This window comes from Nonomuraea sp. NPDC050680 (genome assembly GCF_040654555.1).
In the GTDB taxonomy this organism is placed as follows: domain Bacteria; phylum Actinomycetota; class Actinomycetes; order Streptosporangiales; family Streptosporangiaceae; genus Nonomuraea.
In genome coordinates, this window is record NZ_JBFAIF010000003.1 from 354570 (window position 1) to 374964 (window position 20395).

A 20395-nucleotide genomic window follows, 5' to 3' on the forward strand; every position below is an offset into this window, starting at 1 on the left:
TCATCCGCGCGCTTGACTCGCTGTCCAGCGTACGCGCCGGTAGATTCGGACCTCATGAGCAAGCCACGCGTCGCCGTCGTTTTCGGAGGTCGCAATTCCGAGCACGCCGTGTCCCTGATGGGAGCCGGCAGTGTCCTGGAGGCGATCGACAGGAGCAAGTACGAGGTGATCCCCATCGGGATCGCCCAGGACGGCAGGTGGGTGCTGGCCGCGTCGGACCAGCGGTTCGCCATCGAGGCCGGCGAGCTGCCCGCCGTCGACACCACGGGCGCGGCCCTGGCGTTGCCGTCCGGCGGCGCCTCGCTGGTGGCCTACGACCCGGGCAGCATTCCTGTCGAGCTGGGCGGCGTCGACGTGGTCTTCCCCGTCATGCACGGCCCGTTCGCCGAGGACGGCACGATCCAGGGCCTGCTGGAGATGGCCGGCGTGCGCTACGTGGGCTCCGGGGTGCTGGCCAGCGCGGTGGGCATGGACAAGGCCCACATGAAGACGGTCATGGCCGCCGCAGGACTGCCGATCGGGCGCCACGTGGTGGTGCGCGAGCGCGACTGGCGGCTCTACCGGGAGCGGGTGCTGAAGGAGGCCGAGGAGCTCGGCTGGCCGGTGTTCGTCAAGCCCGCCAGGGCCGGGTCGTCGCAGGGCATCTCCAAGGCGCACGACCGGGCCTCGCTGGAGCGGGCCGTCGAGGTCGCCCGCGAGCACGATCCCAAGGTGCTCATCGAGGCCGCCATCGAGGGGCGCGAGATCGAGTGCGCGGTGCTCGAGTCACTCGGCGACGAGCCGGCGATCGCCTCGACGCCGGGTGAGGTCAAGGTCCAGGGCGGTCAGGAGTTCTTCGACTTCGAGGCCAAGTACTACCCCGACCAGATGTCGCTCACCGTGCCCGCCGACCTCCCGGAGGCGGTGGCGGAGGAACTGCGGGAGATGGCCGTGCGCGCGTTCGAGGCGCTCGACTGCGAGGGGCTGTCGCGGGTCGACTTCTTCTACACGCCCGAGGGGAAGCTGGTCTTCAACGAGATCAACACCATGCCCGGGTTCACCTCGTTGTCGGTGGCGCCGCAGCTGTGGGCCGCCTCGGGGCTGTCATACCCGGCGCTGGTCGACCGGCTCATCCAGCTCGCCCTGCACCGTTCACCCGGCCTGCGCTGACCATCGCGGCTGGTTCCCCAGGCCGTACTGACTACTGGGCCGGCCTCTGGGAGGCCGACGCCTGGCTGATCGGCCCCGAGAGGTCCGCGAGGACCGAGGGGGCGACGTGGGTGCCTGCGATCGTGACCTCGACATAGGCGGGGTCCTCGATCGCGGTGTACAGGGTCGGCTTGTCGGGGTCGGCGAACCAGCCCACGCCGTCGATCTCCTGCAACGTGTCGGTCGGGGCCATCCGCGCCGGGCGCGGCACACCGCAGCGGAGCGCGATCTCCGCCTCTCCCCAGACCGTGACGTATGGGGAGGCGGGCGTGGACTCACCGCGTGGGGCGCCGTCGAGCGTCTTGGGCAGCCGCCCGGCCAGGCTCTCGCAGGCCGCCGCCGCCTCCCCCTGGGGCTTGGGCGGCTCCACGCGAACAGCACCGCCGCACCCGGCGAGGATCAGCAGGGCTAGCAGGACACTGGTGCGGCGCATGAACTAGATTTACCTCAAATATGGACGATCGGGCACGTCAGAGTACGTGTGATGCCCTCCACGGCCTGAATCTGGGCGACCACCAGCTTGCCCAGTTCGTCGACGTTGTTGGCCTCCGCGCGCACGATCACGTCGTAGGGGCCGGTGACGTCCTCCGCCTGCGTGACTCCGGGAATGCCGGAAATCTCGCGGGCCACGCTCGCGGCCTTGCCGACCTCGGTCTGAATAAGGATGTAGGCCTGCACCATTACGTCCTCCCGGGCGATTCGATCACGCCGAAGGGCCACCGTACCCTGTGTGCGTCAGGAGGTGCGTCATCACAGTCGGAGATCTCGGCGAATTCGGAGCGGTGTCTCGTATTTCCGGACGATTGCCGCAAGGTGCGACGGTTCTGCTCGGGCCGGGCGACGACGCCGCGATGGTAAGGGCGCCCGACGGGCGCGTCGTGGTGTCTACGGACCTGCTACTCGAGGGTAGGCACTTTCGCCGCGATTGGTCCAGCGGCTATGACGTGGGGCGTAAAGCCGCAGCTCAGAACCTTGCCGACGTGGCCGCCATGGGGGCCGTGCCGACGTCCATCGTGGTCGGCCTGGGGATGCCCGCGGACCTGCCGGTGGAGTGGCTCGACGCGCTCGCCGACGGGTTCCGCGACGAGTGCGCGGTCGTGGGGGCGAGCGTCGTGGGCGGCGACATCGCGCGCGGCGACCTGGTCGTCATCGGGGTGACCGCGCTCGGCGATCTGGGCGGCCGGGCGCCGGTGACCCGGTCGGGCGCGCGCCCCGGGCAGGTGGTGGCGGTGGCCGGACGTCTCGGGTACGCCGCCGCCGGGCTGGCGCTGCTCGAATCCGGCTGGCCGCCCAGCCACCCTCCGGAGCCGAGCCGGGAGGTGCTCTGGGAGGCCGTGGCCGCGCATCGGCGGCCGTGTCCGCCCTACTCCTCGGGGCCCGAGGCGGCGGAGCTGGGGGCGAGCGCGATGCTCGACGTGAGCGACGGACTGCTCCAGGACCTCGGGCACATCGCGGCGGCCAGTGGCGTACGCGTCGAGCTGGACCCGGCCGCGTTCGTCGTGGGGGAGCCGGTGGCGGCGGCGGCCGAGCGGCTGGGGGCCGATCCGCTGGACTGGGTGCTGTCGGGCGGCGAGGACCACGCGCTCGCGGCGGTGTTCCCCGCCGGAGTGGCGCTGCCGTCGCCGTGGCGAATCGTGGGGCACGTCGTGGCAGGTCAGGGAGTTCACGTCCGAGGCCGTGAAATTGGTCACGCCGGATGGGATCACTTTGCGTGACAAGCCGCCGCGATTTGTGTAAGGTTTGGCGGATTTGGGGTGTGACTACCGGGATTACTGGGACAAAGCCGTAGTAAAGGTGTTATGAAGATTGGCGGCCACTGTAACCTGCAGAAAGGGCAGCCATATGGGCCGCCACGGCACAGGTGGATCCGACGACGAGGATGAATGGGGGAACGAGGGCTCCGACGATTCACAGGAGGACCCCAGGTTCACCACCGACCCCGCCGCGAGGTGGGCCGCCGTCCCGGACCCGACCGCCAAGAGCGCCTTCTGGGGCCCGGACGAGCAAGGCGCCGAGCCACCCGGCTGGCCCTCGCCGCCCGACCAGGTGGAGGTGACGGGCCAATGGGCGCCGATGCCGAAACGGGAAGGCGGACCGGCCCCGGCCGGCCCTGCTCCCGGCGTACGGCCCGATCCGTTCGAGACGACCGGCGCGTTCGCGCCGCCGCCGCGGTCGCAGGCCGCCGGCCGGCCCCCGGAGTCGTCCTCCGAGCCTCCGAGCATGTTCAGCCGCCCAGAAGGACCCACGGGCGGCTTCACCCGTCCGGAAGGCCCCGCAGGCGGCTTCGCCGGCCCCGAAGGGCCCTCAGGCGGCTTCCCCCATCCGGAAGGGCCCTCAAGCGGCTTCACCCGCCCCGAAGGGCCATCGGGCGGCTTCGCTCACCCGGAAGGACCCGCGGACGGCTTCACCCGGCCCGAAGGGCCTTCGGTCGCCTTCATGCGGCCCGAAGGGTCGGTCACGCGGCCCCCGGGGCTTCCTGAGGGCTCTGGGGCGTTCCCGGAGGGGCCTTCCGAGACCACGGGGGCCTTCATCATGCCCCCCGAAGGCGGGTTCAACCAGCCGCAGCAGCCGCCGGCAGGCGGCGCCGGCCGGTCTGACCGCCCTGAGGGGCCGTTCGAGACGACCGGCGCCTTCACGCGTCCGGAGTGGGACACCCCCGGCCGACCACCGGGACCCGCCGGCGAGCCCGGCTCGAACGAGACACGTGACTTCAACGAGCCCTTCGGCGCCACCCAGGTCTTCGGTTCCACCGAGGTGTTCGGGCCGCCGTCGAACGAGCCGCCCGCACCGGGCGACATCAAGGTGTACGGCGCGCCGACCATGGTCGACGCCCCCACGCCCGCCTGGGCGGACAGCGCCGACAACGGCTTCCTCGGCTCGGGCTGGTCGTCGGACGAGCCGATCGACGAGCCGGAGCCGCGCCGCCGCCGTGGCCGTAAGAAGCCGCCCGCCGATCCCGACGTACTCGCCGCGCCTCCCAGCGGCGGGCGGGGCAAGGTGGCGCTGCTCTCCGTCGCCGCCGTCGCGGTCGTCCTCGGCGGCACCGTCTTCGGCGTCAAGATGATGAGCTCCTCGAACGAGCCGGCCAAGTGCGCCGGCGCCACCTGCGCCGCCGTACAGGTGACCAACCAGCCGGGCGCGAAGCCCAGCGAGTCTCCGGTGGAGGAGGAGCCCACGGAGGAGCCCTCCGACGAGCCGACCGAGGAGAAGACCAAGGCGGCCGACACCCCGAAGCCGTCGGCCACGGTGAACGTACGCACGCCGCGCCGTAGCGCCTCCCCGACGCCGACGCCCACCAAGACGAAGACGAAGCAACCGGTCAGGCCCACGAGGGAGCCGGTCGAGTCGAGCCCCACGGAGAGCCTCACTGAGCCGACCGACGAGGCCACGACGATCAACAACCCCGACACCCCGACCGGCGCTGTCACGACGGCCCCCGTACCCACCGATCCGGCCCAGGCCGCGGGCGGTCAGTCGGTGAGCCTGAACTTCGACGTGGTCAACCAAGGGCTGGTCGGCTACACCGCGCACCTGGACGTCGTCAACTCCTCCCAGGAGACGCTGCCGTCGCTCACGGTCTCCCTGCCGATCCACGGCCGGGTACTGGACGTGAAGGGCGCCGGGTGGACGCAGGACGGCGATCAGCTGATCATCGACCTGACCGAGTCGCTCGCCACGGGCGGCTCCACCCAGCTGACGATCTCGGCCACGGGCCGGGGCGCCACACCGGCGAACTGCGGCCTGGTGGGCGGGGACTGCGCCGTCAGCTGACCAGCCTTCCCAGCGGGGACGGGCCGTCAGCGAACCGGTCCTCCCAGCGGGGACGGGCCGTCAGCGAACCGGTCCTCCCAGCGGGGACGGGCCGTCAGCCAGCCGGTCCTCCCAGCGGGGGATGGTTGGATGGGGGATATGACGGTTACGACCCCTCCATGCGTGCTGACCGTCGCCGGATCCGATTCCGGCGGCGGGGCGGGCATTCAGGCCGATCTCAAGACCATGCTCGCCTTGGGCGTCCACGGCATGAGCGTCATCGCCGCGGTCACCGCGCAGAACTCGCTCGGCGTCCAGGGCTACTGGGAGCTGCCGCCCGAGGCCGTACGGGCGCAGCTCGACTCGGTGCTCGGCGACATCGGCGCACGGTCGGTCAAGACCGGGATGCTGGCCTCGCCAGGACTGGTCGAGGTCGTGGCGGCGGCGCTCGGCTCGTACTCCGCGCCGGTGGTGGTCGATCCGGTCGGCGTGTCGAAGCACGGCGACCCGCTGCTGGCTCCCGAGGCCGTCGAGACGGTCAAGACGCGGCTGCTGCCGCTCGCCACCGTCGTCACGCCCAACCTGTGGGAGGTCGAGCAGCTCACCTCGGTCAAGGTCGAGGACGAGGACGGCCTGCGCCGCGCGGCCGACGCCATCCTGGAGCTGGGCCCCACCTGGGCCCTGATCAAGGGCGGCCACCTGCCCGGCGAGCCCGTCGACCTGCTCACGGACGGCACGAGCGAATATCGCTTCTCGGCGCCGCGCCTGGACAACCGGCACACGCACGGCACGGGATGTACGCTCGCCTCGGCCATCGCCTCCTACCTCGCGCTGGGGGACGACGTGCCGACGGCGGTGGGCAAGGCGAAGGAGTACGTGACGGGCGCCATCGCCAAGGGTTTCCCGCTCGGTGCCGGCATCGGCCCGGTCGACCACGCCTGGCGCTGGCGCTGAGCCGAGCCACCCCGGGCGCTGAACCACCCCGCGATGTTGGAGGCCCCGGCGCCGAGTCACCTCGGGATGCCGAGTCACCTCGGGATGCCGAGTCATCCCGACGTCGCATCACCCTGGGCCGTAGCATCACCCTGGGCACGGCGAAAGCCCGCCGCTCGATGTCGAGCAGGCGGGCTTTGGCGAAAGTCGGAACCGGCTAGCGGGTGACCTTGCCGGCCTTGATGCACGAGGTGCACACGTTGAGCTTCTTCGGCGTGCCGCCGATGACCGCGCGGACCGTCTGGATGTTGGGGTTCCAGCGACGGCGGGTGCGGCGGTGCGAGTGGGACACGTTGTTGCCGAAGGTCGGCCCCTTGCGGCAGACATCGCAGACGGAAGCCACGGTATCGCTCCTTAAAACAGTCGATGTGTAGCCCTGTCCGCGTGATGCTTTCCGGGCGAAGGGCATGCCGGGACAACCGGCCAGCCAGATGAGGGTATCCGATCCGTGCCACTAGGCGCGAACCACGAGCACTAGACGGGCTCAAATGCGGATATATCCTCCTGCATTAACGGTAGCGCATGCGGGGAGGTCGGAGCGCGCAGATGGAGGTTCTCGACCCGCCCGCGGTACGCCGCTGGGCCCGCCTGGCCGCCGACGCGCTGGGCCGCGCCAGAGCGGAGATCGACGCGCTCAACGTGTTCCCGGTCGCGGACGGCGACACCGGCACCAACCTGCACCTGACCGTGCTCTCCGCGGCCGAGGCCGTCGAGGCGCTGCCCGACGACGTGGACGCCGCGGTGATGTGGCAGACGCTCTCCTATGGCGCGCTGATCGGCGCCAGGGGCAACTCCGGGGTCATCGTCAGCCAGGCGCTGCGCGGGCTCGCGGAGGTGCTGAAGGACGGCGCCGACTTACGCGCCGGGCTGCTGCGGGCCGCCACATTGGCCAGGGAGGCCGTGGCCAGGCCGGTCGAGGGCACCGTGCTGAGCGTGCTGGAGGCGGCGGCACGGGCCGTACAGGAGGAGACCGTACAGGAAGAGAAGGGTGATCTCGCGGCGGTCGCGCGGCTGGCGGCCGGTGCGGCGCGGGCGGCGCTGCGGCGCACGCCCGAGCAGCTGGACGTGCTGGCGCGCAGCGGTGTCGTGGACGCCGGCGGTGCCGGGCTGGCGATCATCCTGGAGTCGCTCGAACGGGTGATCACCGGCTCCCACAGCGACCGCTACGACGTGCCCGCGCCGACCTCGCGGATCTCGCCGATGACCGAGGTGGGGGCCGGCTATGAGGTGATGTACCTGCTCGACGCCGACGAGGCCGCGGTGGCCAAGCTGCGCGAGGAGCTCGACGCGATGGGCGACTCGCTCGTCGTGGTCGGCGGCGAGGGCCTGTGGAACGTCCACGTCCACGTCGGCGAGGCGGGCCCCGCGGTCGAGGCGGCGCTGCGCGCGGGGCGGCCGTACCGGATCAGGATCACCTACCTGGCCGAGCGTACGCACCGGGCCGGCGCGGGCCGCGGCGTGGTCGCGGTCGCGGCGGGCGACGGGATCGCGGCGCTGTTCGAGGAGTGCGGCGCGGTGGTGGTACGCCGCGCCCCCGGCACGCGGCCCACGCTGCCCGCGATGCTGGCCGCCATCCGGGAGGCGGGCGGCGAGGTGGCGGTGCTGCCGAACGACGAGGGCGCCGGGGCGGTGGCGACCGCGGCGGCCGAGATCGCCCGTGAGGACGGCGTCGTGGTCAGTGTGCTGCCCACCAGGGCCACCGTGCAGGGTCTGGCCGCGCTGGCCGTGCACGATCCGCTGCGCCGCTTCGACGACGACGTGGTGGCCATGACCGACGCGGCCGGGCACACGCGCCACGGGCACCTGGTGGTGGCCGACCGCGAGGCGGTGACGAGCGCGGGCGTGTGCCGTCCCGGCGACGTGCTCGGGCTGATCGACGGCGACGTGTCGCTGATCGGCGGCACGCTGGAGGAGGTGGCCACGCTCGTCGTGGACCGGATGGTGGCGGGCGGCGGCGAACTGGTCACCCTGGTCACGGGCGCCGACGCGCCGGTAGGCCTGGCCGGGCACGTCGAAGCCCACCTCAGAGCCATCAGGCCCGACGTGGACCTGGTCGTCTACGACGGAGAACAGGGCGGTTATCCCCTGCTCATCGGTGTCGAATGATTCCTGTCGGCCGCAGGCGGTAGAACATAGTCCCGTGAGCCGTTTCGACGAGCCCCTGACCAAAGCGCTCGACCCCAAGACCGCCAAGCTGCTGCACAGCGTGCTCGGCCTGGAGACGGTCGGCGACCTGCTGCGCCACTACCCGCGCCGCTACGCCGAGCGCGGGGAGCTGACCTCGCTCGACGCGCTGGAGGTCGACGAGCACGTCACCGTGGTGGGCGAGGTGACGAGGCTGATGCGCAAGCCCATGCGCAACCGCGGCGGCACCTGGCTGGAGGTCGAGGTCGTCGACGGCGGGCGCAACAAGATCTACCTGTCGTTCTTCGGCAAGGGCTCCCACGTGGCCGAGACGCGGCTCAAGCCGGGGCGGCGGGGGATGTTCGCCGGGAAGGTGGGCATGTTCGGGTCCAGGGCCACGCCGCGCTGGCAGCTGTCGCACCCGGAGTTCGAGCTGTTCGACGAGGGCGAGGCGAGCGCCGAGGACTTCGCGGCGGCGCCCGTCCCGATCTATCCGGCGGGCAAGGACCTGACGCCGTGGGCGATCCGGCGGGCGATCGGCGTGGTGCTCGACACGCTCGGGCCCCTCGACGATCCGCTGCCCGACTCGCTGCGGGACCGGCGCGGGCTGGAGGGACTGGCCGAGGCGCTGGTGTCCATCCACCGGCCGAAGGACCTCGGCGACATGCGGCGGGCGCGTGAGCGGCTGAAGTTCGACGAGGCGTTCGTCCTGCAGGCCGTGCTGCTGCAGCGCAGGCAGGCGGCGACCGCGTGGCCCGCCCGGCCCCGGCCCCGGCGCGCAGACGGCCTGCTGGCCGACTTCGACGGGCGGCTGCCGTTCTCGCTCACCGAGGGGCAGGCGCTCGTCGGCGAGGAGATCGCGGCCGACCTGGCGCTCGAGCACCCCATGCACCGGCTGCTGCAGGGCGAGGTGGGCGCGGGCAAGACCGTGGTGGCGCTGCGCGCGATGCTGCAGGTGGTCGACGCGGGTGGCCAGGCCGTGCTGCTGGCGCCCACCGAGGTGCTGGCCCAGCAGCACCACCGCTCGATCAGCGGCATGCTGGGCGACCTCGCGCAGGGCGGCATGTTCGGCGGCACGGCCGTGACCCTGCTCACCGGCTCCATGAACGCCGCCGGGCGCAGGTCCGCGCTGCTCGACGCCGCCTCCGGCACCGCGGGCATCGTCGTGGGCACGCACGCCCTGCTCCAGGAGCATGTCCAGTTCGCCGACCTGGGGCTGGTCGTGGTCGACGAGCAGCACCGGTTCGGTGTGGAGCAGCGTGACGCGCTGCGCGAGAAGGCCGGCGGCGGCCGTCCCCACGTGCTGGTCATGACCGCCACCCCGATCCCGCGTACGGTCGCCATGACGGTCTTCGGCGACCTGGAGGTCTCGACGCTGTCGCAGCTTCCCTCGGGCCGCGCGCCGATCACCACCCACGTCGTGCCCGCCGCCGAGAAGCCGCACTTCCTGGAGCGCACCTGGGAGCGGGTCCGCGAGGAGGTCGCTCTCGGCAGGCAGGCCTACATCGTCTGCCCGCGCATCGGCGACCTGGAGGGCGACGAGGGGGATCTGCAGGCGCCGCCGTCCGACGAGGAGCGGCGCCCGCCGCTGGCCGTCCTCGACGTGGCCGAGCTGCTCTCCGGCGGCCCCTTCCGCGACCTGCGGCTGGGAGTCCTGCACGGCAAGCTTCCGCCGGAGGAGAAGGACGCGATCATGCGCGCGTTCACCCGTGGCGAGCTCGACGTCCTCGTCGCCACCACGGTCATCGAGGTCGGCGTCGACGTGCCCAACTCCTCGGTCATGATCATCATGGACGCCGACCGCTTCGGCGTCTCCCAGCTCCACCAGCTCCGCGGCCGGGTCGGCCGGGGCGGCCTGCCCGGCCTCTGCCTCCTGATCTCGGACTTCCCCGAGGGCACTCCCGCCCGAGCCCGCCTGTCGGCCGTGGCGGCGACCCTCGACGGCTTCGAGCTGTCCCGCGTGGACCTCGAACAACGCCGCGAAGGCGACGTCCTGGGCGCGGCCCAGTCGGGAAAACGCTCGTCCTTGAAGCTGCTCCAGCTCCTCCGCGACGAGGACGTCATAGAGGCGGCCAGAGACGAGGCCGCGGCCCTGCTGGCCGCCGACCCGGATCTGAAGTCCCACGACGCCCTGCGCGCGGAGATAGACCGCCTGCTGGCGGACGAGCGTGCGGAGTACTTGGAGAAGACCTGATGCCCGGGCCCCCCTGTGCGTCCCGTGCAGCCCCGGGCATGAGATGCCACGGAATCGAGTAAGGATCGCACGTAACGACGCCCGGCCCTGTGCGGGTTCAGCGGCCGTTTTCCTGGAGGCCCTCAGCCACGTGCGGAGGGTGGCGGCCGGCCGGGCTGTGCCGTAAAAGGAAAAAAGCCCTTTGGAACCCCAGCCGCGGGGACGGCCTCCCCCCGAATGCCGTCCCCGGCTGGGCCCACCCTCGGGTCAGGTGCCGAGGGAACCGGCGTGCGGAAGGGCTCACGATCACGCCGGTCGGCCTCCAACTGGGTCACCTTGAAGGCCGCAGGACCCATCATGCGAGACCCTCACCGCGATGGGAATCACCCTTGCGTACTCGAGGCCGACACTTGTCCACTCTTGACCTGCGTCGACATGCGGAACAATGGCCCTCATGACTCGGATCATCGCGGGGAGCGCGGGTGGCAGGCGGCTGGCCGTGCCGCCGGGGCGCGGGACGAGACCGACCAGTGACAGGGCGCGAGAAGGGATCTTCTTGACCCTCGACTCGCTGCACGGGCTGGCGGGCGCCCGGGTGATCGATCTGTACGCGGGGTCGGGGGCCGTCGGGCTGGAGGCGCTGTCCCGGGGGGCGGCCCGCGCGGTGCTCGTCGAGTCCGACCCGAGGGCCGTCCGCACGATCAAGGCGAACGTCGAGACGCTGGCGCTCGACGGGGCGCGGGTGGTGGCCGACAAGGTCGAGCGGTTCCTGGCGAAGCCCGAGGAAGGTGGCTACGACATAGTTTTCGCGGATCCGCCCTATGCCGTCACCGACAACGAGGTCACGCGCGTACTGGAGTCACTGCGCGACAACGGCTGGCTGACCGATGGGGCTTTGGTGGCGTTCGAGCGGGAAAGCAGGGGAAAAGCCCTGGTGTGGCCCGAAGGCTACGCAGAGGAGAGGGTCCGTCGCTACGGCGAAGCGTCCGTTTGGTACGGTCGCGCCGCCGGGAACCCGTAGACCTGGGGAGGCGTTTTGCGCCGCGTTGTCTGCCCGGGGTCGTTCGACCCCATCACCAACGGCCACCTCGACATCATCGGCCGGGCCGCCCGGCTGTACGACGAGGTGACCGTGGCAGTGCTCATCAACCTCGAGAAGAGCGGCCTGTTCACGGTCGACGAGCGGATCGAGGTTCTGCACACCGTGACCAAGGAGTACGCGAACGTCAAGGTGCGGAAATTCCATGGCCTGCTCGTGGACTTCTGCAAGCAGAACGACATCCCCGCCATCGTCAAGGGGATCAGGGTGGTCAGCGACTTCGACTACGAGCTGCAGATGGCACAGCTCAACTATCGGTTGTCCGGGGTCGAGACGCTGTTCATGCCGACCAACCCCGAATACTCCTTCCTGTCCTCCAGCAGGGTCAAGGAGATCGCCCGGTACGGTGGTGACGTGTCCGGACTGGTGCCTGACCTGGTGCACGAGCTCCTCATCGAGCGGCTCAGGAGCTGACACCGACCTGCTATCCTTTTATTTCGGCCTTGTACGACGGCGACATTTCGCCATGCCTAGCGAGAGCAGATGACTCAGCACCTCGACCCCCGCTCCCCTTGGGTGATCTCCACTCACGACCTGGGTAGGCGACCGGGTTCGATGAAGCGGATGACCCTGTCCCTGCCGGCACCGGTGGACCTCGGCGTCAACATGATCGGTGTCCCCAAGGACGCCGAAGTCGAGCTGGATCTCCGGCTCGAAGCAGTGATGGAAGGCGTGCTCGTCTCGGGCACGGCGCACGCCCCGCTCGCCGGGGAGTGCGGACGGTGCCTGGACCCGGTCACCTCGGAGATCGAGGTCGACCTGCAGGAGCTGTTCTTCTACTCCAACGAGGACGCCTCGGAGGAGGATTCACTGCTCGACGGCGAACTACTCGACCTCGAGCCGACGTTCCGCGACGCGGCGGTGCTCGCACTGCCGCTGAGTCCCGTCTGCGGTGAAGACTGCGCGGGTCTCTGCACGGAATGCGGGATCAAGCTGGCCGAGGCCGGCGACGATCACCGGCACGAGAAGATCGACGCTCGCTGGGCGTCGTTGCAAGGTCTGGTTACCGAGAACGATAACGATCAGGAGAAGTGACGTGGCCGTCCCGAAGCGAAAGATGTCGCGGAGCAACACCCGCGCCCGTCGCTCCCAGTGGAAGACGACTGCTGTCGCCCTGGTGAGCTGCCCGCAGTGCCGTTCGCCTAAGCAGCCGCACATCGCGTGCCCCAGCTGCGGCACCTACAACCGCCGCCAGGTGATCGAGCCGTCCGCCTGATCGCACCGCCTGGTGAGCGGACCATGACCGCTCGAAGGGTTGACGCACTGCCGACCGGGTGCCATTGTGCCCCGGTCGGCGTTACCGTCTGACGCGTGCGGTGGCGGTTCGCCCGCGGCCGTGGTGGACGCCGGGGTTTGGTCCCCCCGACGCCCACCACGTTTTCGGGCATCTTCCGCAGCCGTCGCGCCATGTGAAGATGTCCGAGGAGGAAGCACGTGGGCGCAGGTCCTAAGCCGGTGGCCGTCGAGGTCGCCCGAGAAGAGCTGGAGCGGGTGCTGCTGGTCGGCCTCGGCCCCGACATCCTGGAGCGGGCACTGACCCACCGCTCCTACGCGTACGAGAACGGCGGCCTGCCCACCAACGAGCGCCTGGAGTTCCTCGGCGACTCGGTGCTCGGCCTCGTCGTGACCGACACCCTCTACCGCAACCACCCCGACCTGCCCGAAGGGCAGCTGGCCAAGCTGCGGGCCGCGGTGGTCAACATGCGTGCCCTGGCCGATGTGGCCCGCACGCTCGGCCTGGGCCGGTTCCTGCGGCTCGGCAGGGGCGAAGAGGGCACCGGCGGCCGCGACAAGTCCTCGATCCTGGCCGACACGCTGGAGGCGCTGATCGGCGCCGTCTACGTCGACAAGGGCCTCGACGAGGCGTTCCGGGTCGTGCACCTGCTGTTCGACCCGCTGATCGTCCGCTCGGCCTCGCTGGGCGCCGGCCTCGACTGGAAGACCTCACTGCAGGAGCTCACCGCCTCAGAGGCGCTCGGCGTGCCCGAATACCACGTCGAGGAGAGCGGCCCCGACCACGCCAAGTCGTTCACCGCCGAAGTGCGGGTGGGCGGTGAGTCCTACGGCGCGGGCACCGGACGCAGCAAGAAGGAAGCCGAGCAGCAGGCGGCCGAGGCGGCGTGGACCCGCATCAGGACCCGCCGCGAGCAGCGCGAGAGCCAGCCGGCGGGCTAGGTGCCAGAGCTGCCGGAGGTCGAGGTCGTCCGCCGCGGCCTCGCCGAATGGGTCACCGGCCGGGAGATCGCCTCAGCCGAGGTGCTCCACCCCCGCGCCACCAGGCGGCACGTGCCGGGCGTCGAGGAGTTCTGCGCGCGCCTGAGCGGCCGTACGGTGCTCTCGGCGGAGCGCCGCGGCAAATACCTGTGGCTGCCGCTCTCGGGCGACGACGAGGCGCTCCTGGCGCACCTGGGCATGAGCGGCCAACTGCTCATCGTGCCGCCCGACTCTCCGCTGGAGAAGCATCTACGCCTACGCCTCAGCTTCGCCGACGGCGGCTCGGACCTCCGCTTCGTGGACCAGCGAACCTTCGGCCACGTCATGCTCACCCCCCTGGTCGGGGGCATCCCCGCGCCGATCGCGCACATAGCCCCCGACCCGTTCGAGAAGGCGTTCGACGAGGCCGCCTTCGCCACGAACCTGCGCAAGAAGAAGACCGAGATCAAACGGGCCCTGCTCGACCAGTCCCTGATCAGCGGAGTCGGCAACATCTACGCCGACGAGGCCCTCTGGCTGGCGAAACTTCACTGGGCCCGGCCCACCCAGACCCTCACCCGCCCCAAGATCGCCGAGCTCCTGGCCGCGGTCCGCCAGGTCATGGGCGCCGCCCTCCTACAGGGCGGGACGTCCTTCGACAGCCTGTACGTCAACGTCAACGGGGAGAGCGGCTACTTCGAGCGCTCCCTGGAGGTCTACGGCCGGCGCGACCAGCCCTGCTCCCGCTGCGGCACCCCGATCAGGCGCGACCCTTTCATGAACCGCTCGTCCTACAGCTGCCCGACCTGCCAGCGCAAGCCTCGCTGATCGAGCCCTCCGGAGGGTTCGTCTTGGAGGATGGGGCCGCTTTGGAGGATGGCACCGCTGACCTGGAGGCCCGTGGGATGGCCGGGGTTCGGCTTGCGTAAAGGAAAAAGGGGGATCCCATGGTGCGGTTGACAGCGTGGGTGCGGGGGCGAGTGCAGGGCGTGGGCTTCCGATGGTGGACGCGCGCGCGGGCTCTGGAGCTCGGACTCACGGGCTGGGCGCGGAACGCGACCGACGGCCGGGTGGAGATAGTGGCGGAAGGCACACAAGAGTCCTGCGTCAAGCTGCTGGAGCTGCTCAGAGGTTGCGACACGCCGGGCAGAGTCGATGGAGTGGTGGAACGATGGAGCGAAGCCCGAGGTAGTTTGGGGGGCTTTGTGGAGAGGTAAGGGGTTTCGTTAAACAGCTCAAATAGGGTATAGTTGTATGTCGGGAGTGCCCGAGGGTAGGTCTCTGCGGTTCGTTCGACTTGACCGCCCTCATTGCCGGTGCGACTCTTGTTAAGTACCACGCGCACCCCTCCCGCGGAATAATGAAGTGCGCGAACCAGTCTGGTCACTCAGCGTGGAGGACCCTTTACCATGGCGAAGGCTCTACTCGGCCACGTCGGCGGTCCTGACCCTCGAATGGTCTCGGAGATGCGCCGTCTGCAACAGCGGATCCGGGATTTGGAGGCAGAACTCATCCGACTCCAGGCCACGAATGACGCTCTTGCGGCGCAAACCCGCGACGAGGCGCTCAGCCGTATGCAAGAGCGCGAGCCGGCACTCACCTAAGAGTGTTCGGAGCGCACGACACCCCAGGGACGTCTCGAAGAGGCGTCCCTTGTTATTTGCCTATTCCCTAGACTTTTGTGCCTCCTTTACCAGACCGGCGCGGCCTCGACCGCACACGCCCTCGTGGGGCGGTGAAGACCAGTAGGCTTTTCGAAGTCGGTTGCCGGAGAAGGGGGCGTGGTCTTGCATCTGAAGACCCTCACCCTGCGCGGCTTCAAGTCGTTCGCCTCCGCGACCGCCCTGCGCTTCGAGCCCGGCATCACCTGCGTGGTGGGCCCCAACGGCTCCGGCAAGTCCAACGTCGTCGACGCCCTGGCCTGGGTCATGGGCGAGCACAGCGCCAAGTCGCTGCGCGGCGGCAAGATGGAGGACGTCATCTTCGCCGGCACCTCCTCCAGGCCGCCGCTCGGCCGGGCCGAGGTGACGCTGACCATCGACAACTCCGACGGCGCGCTGTCGATCGACTACACCGAGGTCACGATCAGCCGCCTGATGTTCAGGTCGGGCCAGAGCGAATACGCCATCAACGGCGATACCTGCCGCCTGCTCGACATCCAGGAGTTGCTGTCCGACTCCGGCATCGGCCGTGAGATGCACGTCATCGTCGGTCAGGGCCAGCTCGACGCCGTGCTCCACGCGGGCCCCGAAGACCGGCGCGCGTTCATCGAAGAGGCCGCGGGCGTCCTCAAGCACCGCAAGCGCAAGGAGAAGGCGCTCCGCAAGCTCGACGCCATGCAGGCCAACCTCACCCGCGTCCAGGACCTCGCCACCGAGCTGCGCCGCCAGCTCAAGCCGCTCGGCCGCCAGGCGGAGATCGCCCGCAAGGCCGCCGTCATCCAGGCGGACCTGCGCGACGCGCGGCTGCGCCTGCTGGCCGACGACGTGTGCGTCCTGCGCGAGACGCTGGAGCGCGAGGCGGCCGACGAGGCGGCGATCCTGGGCCGGCGCACCAGGGTGGAGTCCGAGCTGGCCGAGGGCCAGCAGCGAGAGGCCGCCCTGGAGAGCGCCGAGGCCGAGGCCCAGCCCCGGCTGAGCGCCGCCCAGGAGACCTACTTCCGGCTCTCCTCCCTGCGCGAACGCATCACCGGCCTCGAACAACTGGCCGCCGAGCGGCACCGGCACGCGCTCGACGCGGCCGCCATCGAGCGGCGCGGGCGCGACCCGGAGGAGCTCGAACGCGAGGCGGCCGAGGTGCGCGAGCACGAGCTGATCCTCCGCGCGGAGCTGGAGCACGCCCAGGACCTGCTGGAAGAGGCGGTCCAGCGACGCGCCGAGTCCGAGGCCGAGCTGAGCGCCGAGGAGCAGCGGCTCGCGATGGCCTCGCGGGCCGCCGCCGACCGGCGCGAGGGCCTGGCCAAACTGCGCGGCCAGGTCGATTCCGTACGCAGCAGGGCCCGTGCCGCCGAAGACGAGATCGGCCGCCTCACCCGCGCCGTGACGGAGGCCGCCGGACGTGAGCGCCAGGCCCGTGAGGACCTGGAGGCGCGCCGGCTGGAGGAGCCCGCCGTCGACCCGGCGCTGGCCGCGGAGCTGGTCACCGCCCAGTCGCTGGTCGACGAGGCCAAGGCGGCGGCCGACGAGGCGCGCGCCGCGGTCGAGCGGGCCAAGTCCGCCCTCGACGCGCCGCGAGCGGCCCTTCAGTCCGCCAGATCGGGCATCGCCACGGCCCGCGCCACCGACCAGGAGGCGCAGCGGTCCGTGGCCGCCCTGCGGGCCCGCTGCGAGGCCCTGGAGCTCGGCCTGGCCAAGGGCGACGGCGGTGCGGCCCTTCTTGAGACCGACCTGGCCGGGGTGCTCGGTCCGCTGGCGGCGTCGATGCAGGTCACCCCGGGCGCCGAGCCGGCGGTCGCGGCCGTGCTCGGGCCGATCGCCGACGCGATCGCCGTCAGGACGGTGGGCACCGCGATCGGCGCCCTCGAACTGCTCCGCGTCAAGGAGGCGGGCCAGGCGACCCTCCTGGTGGCGGGCTCCGACGGACGGGCCGCTGATCGGCAGGGCGTGGCACCTCTCGATGGGCCGGCCGACGGTCTCGTCGCGGGTTCTGATGGGCGGGCCGCCGATCAGGTGCGCGCGGCCGCGCCTGAGGGGAGTCGTTGGGTCGCCGCGCTGGTGACGGTGCCCGGACACCTCAGGGCCGCCCTCGACCATGTGCTGGCCGGCGTCGTCGTCGTGGACGACCTCGACGCCGCCCGCGCGATCGTGGAGCGCCATCCCGAGCTGCGGGCCGTGACCAGAGGCGGCGACCTCGTCGGCGCCCATCTGGCCAGCGGCGGCTCCGAGGGCGGCACCTCCGTGCTGCAGGTGCGGGCGGCGCTCGACGACGCCGTCGCGGACCTGGAGGAGGCCGAGGGCAGGGCCGAGGAGACCGCCGCCGCCCAAGAGGAGGCCGCGGCAGCCGAGCAGGCCGCGCAGCTGGCCCTGGAGTCGGCTCAGAGCCAGGTCAACGAGGCGCAGACCGCCGCGGGCACCGCCCAGGCCGGGGTCAACGCCGCCCAGGGCGCGCTCGACCAGGTCAGAGCCAGGCAGCGGGAGGCCGACCAGCGCAACGCCGCGGCGGCCAAGCGGCTGGCCCAGCTCGAAGCCGCCGCCGACGCCGCGCGGGCCGAGGCCCAGCGCCTCGCCAAGAACGTCACGACCGCTGAGGAGTCCCGCGCCGAAGGGCTGGAGGAGCTGGCCGAGCTGGAGATCCGGCTGGCCGAGGCCGAATACGCGCAGGAGCTGGAGACCGAGCCGACCACCGACCTCCGCGACGAGCTGGCCGGCACCTGCCAGGTCGCCAGGCAGCGCGAGATGGAGACCCGCCTGCAGGTCCGCACCGCGGAGGAGCGGGTCAAGGGCATCGAGGGCCGGGCCGACGGCCTGATCAGGGCAGCCCAGCGCGAGCGCCACGAACGCGCCGAGGCCGCCGCTCAGCGGGCCAGGCGCAGGCGGCAGGCCGCGGTGGCCGAGGCCGTGAGCAATGGCGCCAAGCAGGTGCTCAAGGTCCTGGGGACGTCCATCCAGCTCGCCGCCCGCGAACGCGACGAGGCCGACCTGGCCCGTGTCGCGATCGACGCCGAGCTCAAGCAGGTCCGCCTGCACGTACGCGAGCTGGGCCAGGAGCTCGACAAGCTGGTCAACCGGGTCCACGGCAGCGCGGTCGCCCGCACCGAGCAGCGGCTCCGCCTCGAACAGCTCCAGCAGCGCGCCCTGGAGGAGTTCGGCGTCGAGCCCGAGTCACTGATCTCCGAGTACGGCCCGGCGGCCCCGGTTCCCGGCGACCCGCCCGTCCCCTACGTACGCGAGGAGCAGGAGAAGCGGGCCAAGATCGCCGAGAGGCAGATGAACCAGCTCGGCAAGGTCAACCCGCTCGCCCTGGAGGAGTTCGCGGCGCTGGAGGAGCGGCACGCCTTCCTCAACTCGCAGCTCGAAGACCTCAAGAAGACCCGGCGCGACCTGCTGCTGGTGGTCAAGGAGGTCGACGACCGGGTGGAGCAGATGTTCTCCTCCGCCTACGAGGACGTGGCGCGCGAGTTCGAGCAGATCTTCACCAGAGTGTTCCCCGGTGGCGACGGCCGCCTGGTGCTGACCGAGCCCGGCGACATGCTGACCACCGGCATCGAGGTCGAGGCCCGGCCGCCCGGCAAGAAGGTCAAGCGGCTGTCGCTGCTGTCGGGCGGGGAGCGGTCGCTGACCGCGGTGGCGTTCCTGATCTCCATCTTCAAGGCGCGGCCCTCCCCGTTCTACGTGATGGACGAGGTGGAGGCGGCCCTCGACGACACCAACACGCAGCGGCTGCTGCGGCTCTTCGAAGAGCTGCGGCAGAGCTCCCAGCTGATCGTCATCACCCACAACAAGCGGACGATGGAGATCGCCGACGCCCTCTACGGCGTGTCGATGCGCGGCGACGGCGTCACCCAGGTGGTCAGCCAGCGGCTCCGGGAGCGCGAGTCCGCCTGACGTCGGCCCGGCCCCAATCGTCTAGGTCCCGATCGGTCCGGTGCTGATCGTCTGGGTCCCGATCGGTCCGGTCCGCGCGGCGCGGGTCAGCAGCATGCCGGTCCATCTGGAAAACTGACCTGTTGTGGATGGTTACCTCGGCGTCATCGTGATCGTGGTCGTCGTCGCCTTGCTGGCGGCCGGCGGCCTTTTCCTGCTCTTCAGGCCCGGTGGCAAGGGCGCGCCGCCGGTTGAACCGCCCAAGACGCCCCAGGCGCCCACGCTCCCCGAGCAGCGTCCGGCGCCCAGCGCGGAGGAGGGTGAGGGGGGAGGGGCGACCACCACGCTCCCGCCGCCCGCGCAACCCACCGTCGTCACGCCCGAGATCGAGGTGCCGCCGCCGTCCGCCGGCCGGATGGTGCGGCTGCGCTCCCGGCTGGCCCGCTCGCAGAGCACGCTCGGGCGCGGTCTGCTGGAGCTGCTGTCCCGCGACCGCCTCGACGACGAGGTCTGGGACGAGATCGAGGAGAGCCTGATCACCGCCGACGTCGGCGTGGCGCCGACGCGCGTCATGGTCGAGGAGCTGCGCACCAAGGTCAAGGTGCTCGGCAGCCGCACCCCCGAGGAGGTGCGCAAGCTGCTGCGCGAGCAACTGCTCGCCCAGATCAACCCCGAGCTGGACCGTACGCTGCACATCCAGAAGCACGGTGAGCGGCCCGCCGTCGTGCTCGTCGTCGGCGTCAACGGCACCGGTAAGACCACCACCACGGGCAAGCTGGCCCGCGCGCTGATCGGCGACGGCAAGAAGGTCGTGCTCGGCGCGGCGGACACGTTCCGGGCCGCCGCCGCCGACCAGCTTCAGACGTGGGGCGACCGGGTCGGCGCCGACGTCGTACGCGGGCCCGAGGGCGGCGATCCCGCCTCTGTCGCCTTCGACGCCACGGCCAAGGGCATCGAGGAGAAGGTCGACGTCGTCATCGTCGACACCGCCGGTCGCCTGCACACCAAGACCGGCCTCATGGACGAACTGGGCAAGGTCAAGCGGGTCATCGAGAAGAAGGCCACGGTCGACGAGGTGCTCCTCGTCCTCGACGCCACCACCGGCCAGAACGGGATGCGGCAGGCCCAGGTGTTCGCCGAGGTCGTCAACATCACCGGCATCGCGCTGACCAAGCTCGACGGCACGGCCAAGGGCGGCATCGTCATCTCGGTCCAGCGGGAGCTGGGGGTTCCGGTCAAGCTGGCGGGGCTCGGCGAGGGTCCCGACGACCTGGCGCCCTTCGATCCCGAGGTGTTCGTGGACGCCATTCTCGGCGATGACAATTCCAAGTAGATCGCGGGCGCCGGCGCGCT

General features: G+C 71.0%; 19 protein-coding genes. 16 read left to right on the forward strand and 3 right to left on the reverse strand.

Features of this window, described 5'->3' with window-relative positions; translation table 11 throughout:
• Nucleotides 1-54: 54 nt before the first annotated feature.
• On the forward strand, nt 55-1149 hold the full coding sequence (locus tag AB0H88_RS12835; protein WP_357643729.1) for a D-alanine--D-alanine ligase family protein: 1095 nt from the start codon (nt 55-57) through the stop codon (nt 1147-1149).
• Between the two features lie 31 nt (nt 1150-1180).
• Here the strand turns inward: AB0H88_RS12835 and AB0H88_RS12840 are convergent, their stop codons facing one another.
• Nucleotides 1181-1621 carry a DUF3515 domain-containing protein gene (locus tag AB0H88_RS12840; RefSeq protein WP_357643730.1) on the reverse strand — a complete coding sequence of 147 codons (441 nt, stop codon included), beginning with the start codon at nt 1619-1621 and terminating at the stop codon, nt 1181-1183.
• A 14-nt stretch (nt 1622-1635) separates the two neighbouring features.
• On the reverse strand, nt 1636-1869 hold the full coding sequence (locus tag AB0H88_RS12845; protein ID WP_225291979.1) for an Lrp/AsnC ligand binding domain-containing protein: 234 nt from the start codon (nt 1867-1869) through the stop codon (nt 1636-1638).
• 47 nt (nt 1870-1916) lie between these two features.
• Here AB0H88_RS12845 and AB0H88_RS12850 point away from each other — a divergent pair, with 47 nt between their 5' ends.
• The 3 genes from AB0H88_RS12850 to thiD all read left to right on the forward strand — a co-directional run bounded on the left by AB0H88_RS12850 (nt 1917) and on the right by thiD (nt 5892).
• A complete protein-coding gene (locus tag AB0H88_RS12850; protein WP_357643732.1) occupies nt 1917-2903 on the forward strand; it encodes a thiamine-phosphate kinase in 987 nt (328 codons plus the stop codon).
• A gap of 127 nt (nt 2904-3030) precedes the next feature.
• Nucleotides 3031-4959, forward strand: a complete 1929-nt coding sequence (locus tag AB0H88_RS12855) for a hypothetical protein (protein ID WP_357643734.1) — start codon at nt 3031-3033, stop codon at nt 4957-4959.
• Nucleotides 4960-5088: 129 nt separating this feature from the next.
• Nucleotides 5089-5892, forward strand: coding sequence for a bifunctional hydroxymethylpyrimidine kinase/phosphomethylpyrimidine kinase (thiD, locus tag AB0H88_RS12860; protein WP_357643736.1), 804 nt, complete (start codon nt 5089-5091; stop codon nt 5890-5892).
• Nucleotides 5893-6088: 196 nt separating this feature from the next.
• On the opposite strand, the gene rpmB is transcribed toward thiD, so the two are convergent.
• Nucleotides 6089-6274 (reverse strand): 50S ribosomal protein L28, encoded by a 186-nt coding sequence (rpmB, locus tag AB0H88_RS12865; protein WP_049556934.1) that lies wholly within the window; start codon nt 6272-6274, stop codon nt 6089-6091.
• 203 nt (nt 6275-6477) lie between these two features.
• On the opposite strand from rpmB, the gene AB0H88_RS12870 reads away from it, so the two are divergent.
• From AB0H88_RS12870 to ftsY, 12 genes are all read left to right on the forward strand, one after another.
• Nucleotides 6478-8037 carry a DAK2 domain-containing protein gene (locus AB0H88_RS12870; RefSeq protein ID WP_357643739.1) on the forward strand — a complete coding sequence of 520 codons (1560 nt, stop codon included), beginning with the start codon at nt 6478-6480 and terminating at the stop codon, nt 8035-8037.
• Nucleotides 8038-8071: 34 nt separating this feature from the next.
• The gene (gene recG / locus AB0H88_RS12875) at nt 8072-10249 is read left to right on the forward strand and encodes an ATP-dependent DNA helicase RecG (protein WP_357643741.1); all 2178 of its coding nucleotides are present in this window, start codon (nt 8072-8074) and stop codon (nt 10247-10249) included.
• Nucleotides 10250-10682: 433 nt separating this feature from the next.
• Nucleotides 10683-11249, forward strand: coding sequence for a 16S rRNA (guanine(966)-N(2))-methyltransferase RsmD (gene rsmD / locus AB0H88_RS12880; protein ID WP_357643743.1), 567 nt, complete (start codon nt 10683-10685; stop codon nt 11247-11249).
• Nucleotides 11250-11264: 15 nt separating this feature from the next.
• A complete protein-coding gene (gene coaD / locus AB0H88_RS12885; RefSeq protein WP_357643745.1) occupies nt 11265-11741 on the forward strand; it encodes a pantetheine-phosphate adenylyltransferase in 477 nt (158 codons plus the stop codon).
• 150 nt (nt 11742-11891) lie between these two features.
• Nucleotides 11892-12362 (forward strand): YceD family protein, encoded by a 471-nt coding sequence (locus AB0H88_RS12890; RefSeq protein ID WP_357643747.1) that lies wholly within the window; start codon nt 11892-11894, stop codon nt 12360-12362.
• A gap of 1 nt (nt 12363) precedes the next feature.
• Nucleotides 12364-12543: a 50S ribosomal protein L32 gene (gene rpmF / locus AB0H88_RS12895; protein ID WP_157250905.1), complete on the forward strand. Its 180-nt coding sequence runs from the start codon at nt 12364-12366 to the stop codon at nt 12541-12543.
• A gap of 239 nt (nt 12544-12782) precedes the next feature.
• Nucleotides 12783-13502 (forward strand): ribonuclease III, encoded by a 720-nt coding sequence (gene rnc / locus AB0H88_RS12900; protein ID WP_357644760.1) that lies wholly within the window; start codon nt 12783-12785, stop codon nt 13500-13502.
• Nucleotides 13503-14348, forward strand: coding sequence for a bifunctional DNA-formamidopyrimidine glycosylase/DNA-(apurinic or apyrimidinic site) lyase (gene mutM, locus AB0H88_RS12905; protein ID WP_357643750.1), 846 nt, complete (start codon nt 13503-13505; stop codon nt 14346-14348).
• Nucleotides 14349-14467: 119 nt separating this feature from the next.
• Nucleotides 14468-14737: an acylphosphatase gene (locus tag AB0H88_RS12910; RefSeq protein WP_357643752.1), complete on the forward strand. Its 270-nt coding sequence runs from the start codon at nt 14468-14470 to the stop codon at nt 14735-14737.
• Nucleotides 14738-14929: 192 nt separating this feature from the next.
• On the forward strand, nt 14930-15124 hold the full coding sequence (locus AB0H88_RS12915; RefSeq protein ID WP_090938435.1) for a hypothetical protein: 195 nt from the start codon (nt 14930-14932) through the stop codon (nt 15122-15124).
• Nucleotides 15125-15307: 183 nt separating this feature from the next.
• Nucleotides 15308-19063, forward strand: coding sequence for a chromosome segregation protein SMC (gene smc / locus AB0H88_RS12920; RefSeq protein ID WP_357644762.1), 3756 nt, complete (start codon nt 15308-15310; stop codon nt 19061-19063).
• A 124-nt stretch (nt 19064-19187) separates the two neighbouring features.
• Nucleotides 19188-20375, forward strand: a complete 1188-nt coding sequence (ftsY, locus tag AB0H88_RS12925; RefSeq protein ID WP_357643754.1) for a signal recognition particle-docking protein FtsY — start codon at nt 19188-19190, stop codon at nt 20373-20375.
• The last annotated feature ends 20 nt before the right edge of the window (nt 20376-20395 follow it).

Bases quoted from the DNA above. Each gene is read 5' to 3' on its own strand.
- thiD (WP_357643736.1), top strand. From the start codon at position 5,089: ATGGGGGATATGACGGTTACGACCCCTCCATGCGTGCTGACCGTCGCC.
- AB0H88_RS12835 (WP_357643729.1), top strand. From the start codon at position 55: ATGAGCAAGCCACGCGTCGCCGTCGTTTTCGGAGGTCGCAATTCCGAG.
- rsmD (WP_357643743.1), top strand. From the start codon at position 10,683: ATGACTCGGATCATCGCGGGGAGCGCGGGTGGCAGGCGGCTGGCCGTG.
- AB0H88_RS12845 (WP_225291979.1), bottom strand. From the start codon at position 1,869: ATGGTGCAGGCCTACATCCTTATTCAGACCGAGGTCGGCAAGGCCGCG.
- AB0H88_RS12910 (WP_357643752.1), top strand. From the start codon at position 14,468: ATGGTGCGGTTGACAGCGTGGGTGCGGGGGCGAGTGCAGGGCGTGGGC.
- AB0H88_RS12870 (WP_357643739.1), top strand. From the start codon at position 6,478: ATGGAGGTTCTCGACCCGCCCGCGGTACGCCGCTGGGCCCGCCTGGCC.
- AB0H88_RS12915 (WP_090938435.1), top strand. From the start codon at position 14,930: ATGGCGAAGGCTCTACTCGGCCACGTCGGCGGTCCTGACCCTCGAATG.
- AB0H88_RS12890 (WP_357643747.1), top strand. From the start codon at position 11,892: ATGACCCTGTCCCTGCCGGCACCGGTGGACCTCGGCGTCAACATGATC.
- AB0H88_RS12840 (WP_357643730.1), bottom strand. From the start codon at position 1,621: ATGCGCCGCACCAGTGTCCTGCTAGCCCTGCTGATCCTCGCCGGGTGC.
- AB0H88_RS12855 (WP_357643734.1), top strand. From the start codon at position 3,031: ATGGGCCGCCACGGCACAGGTGGATCCGACGACGAGGATGAATGGGGG.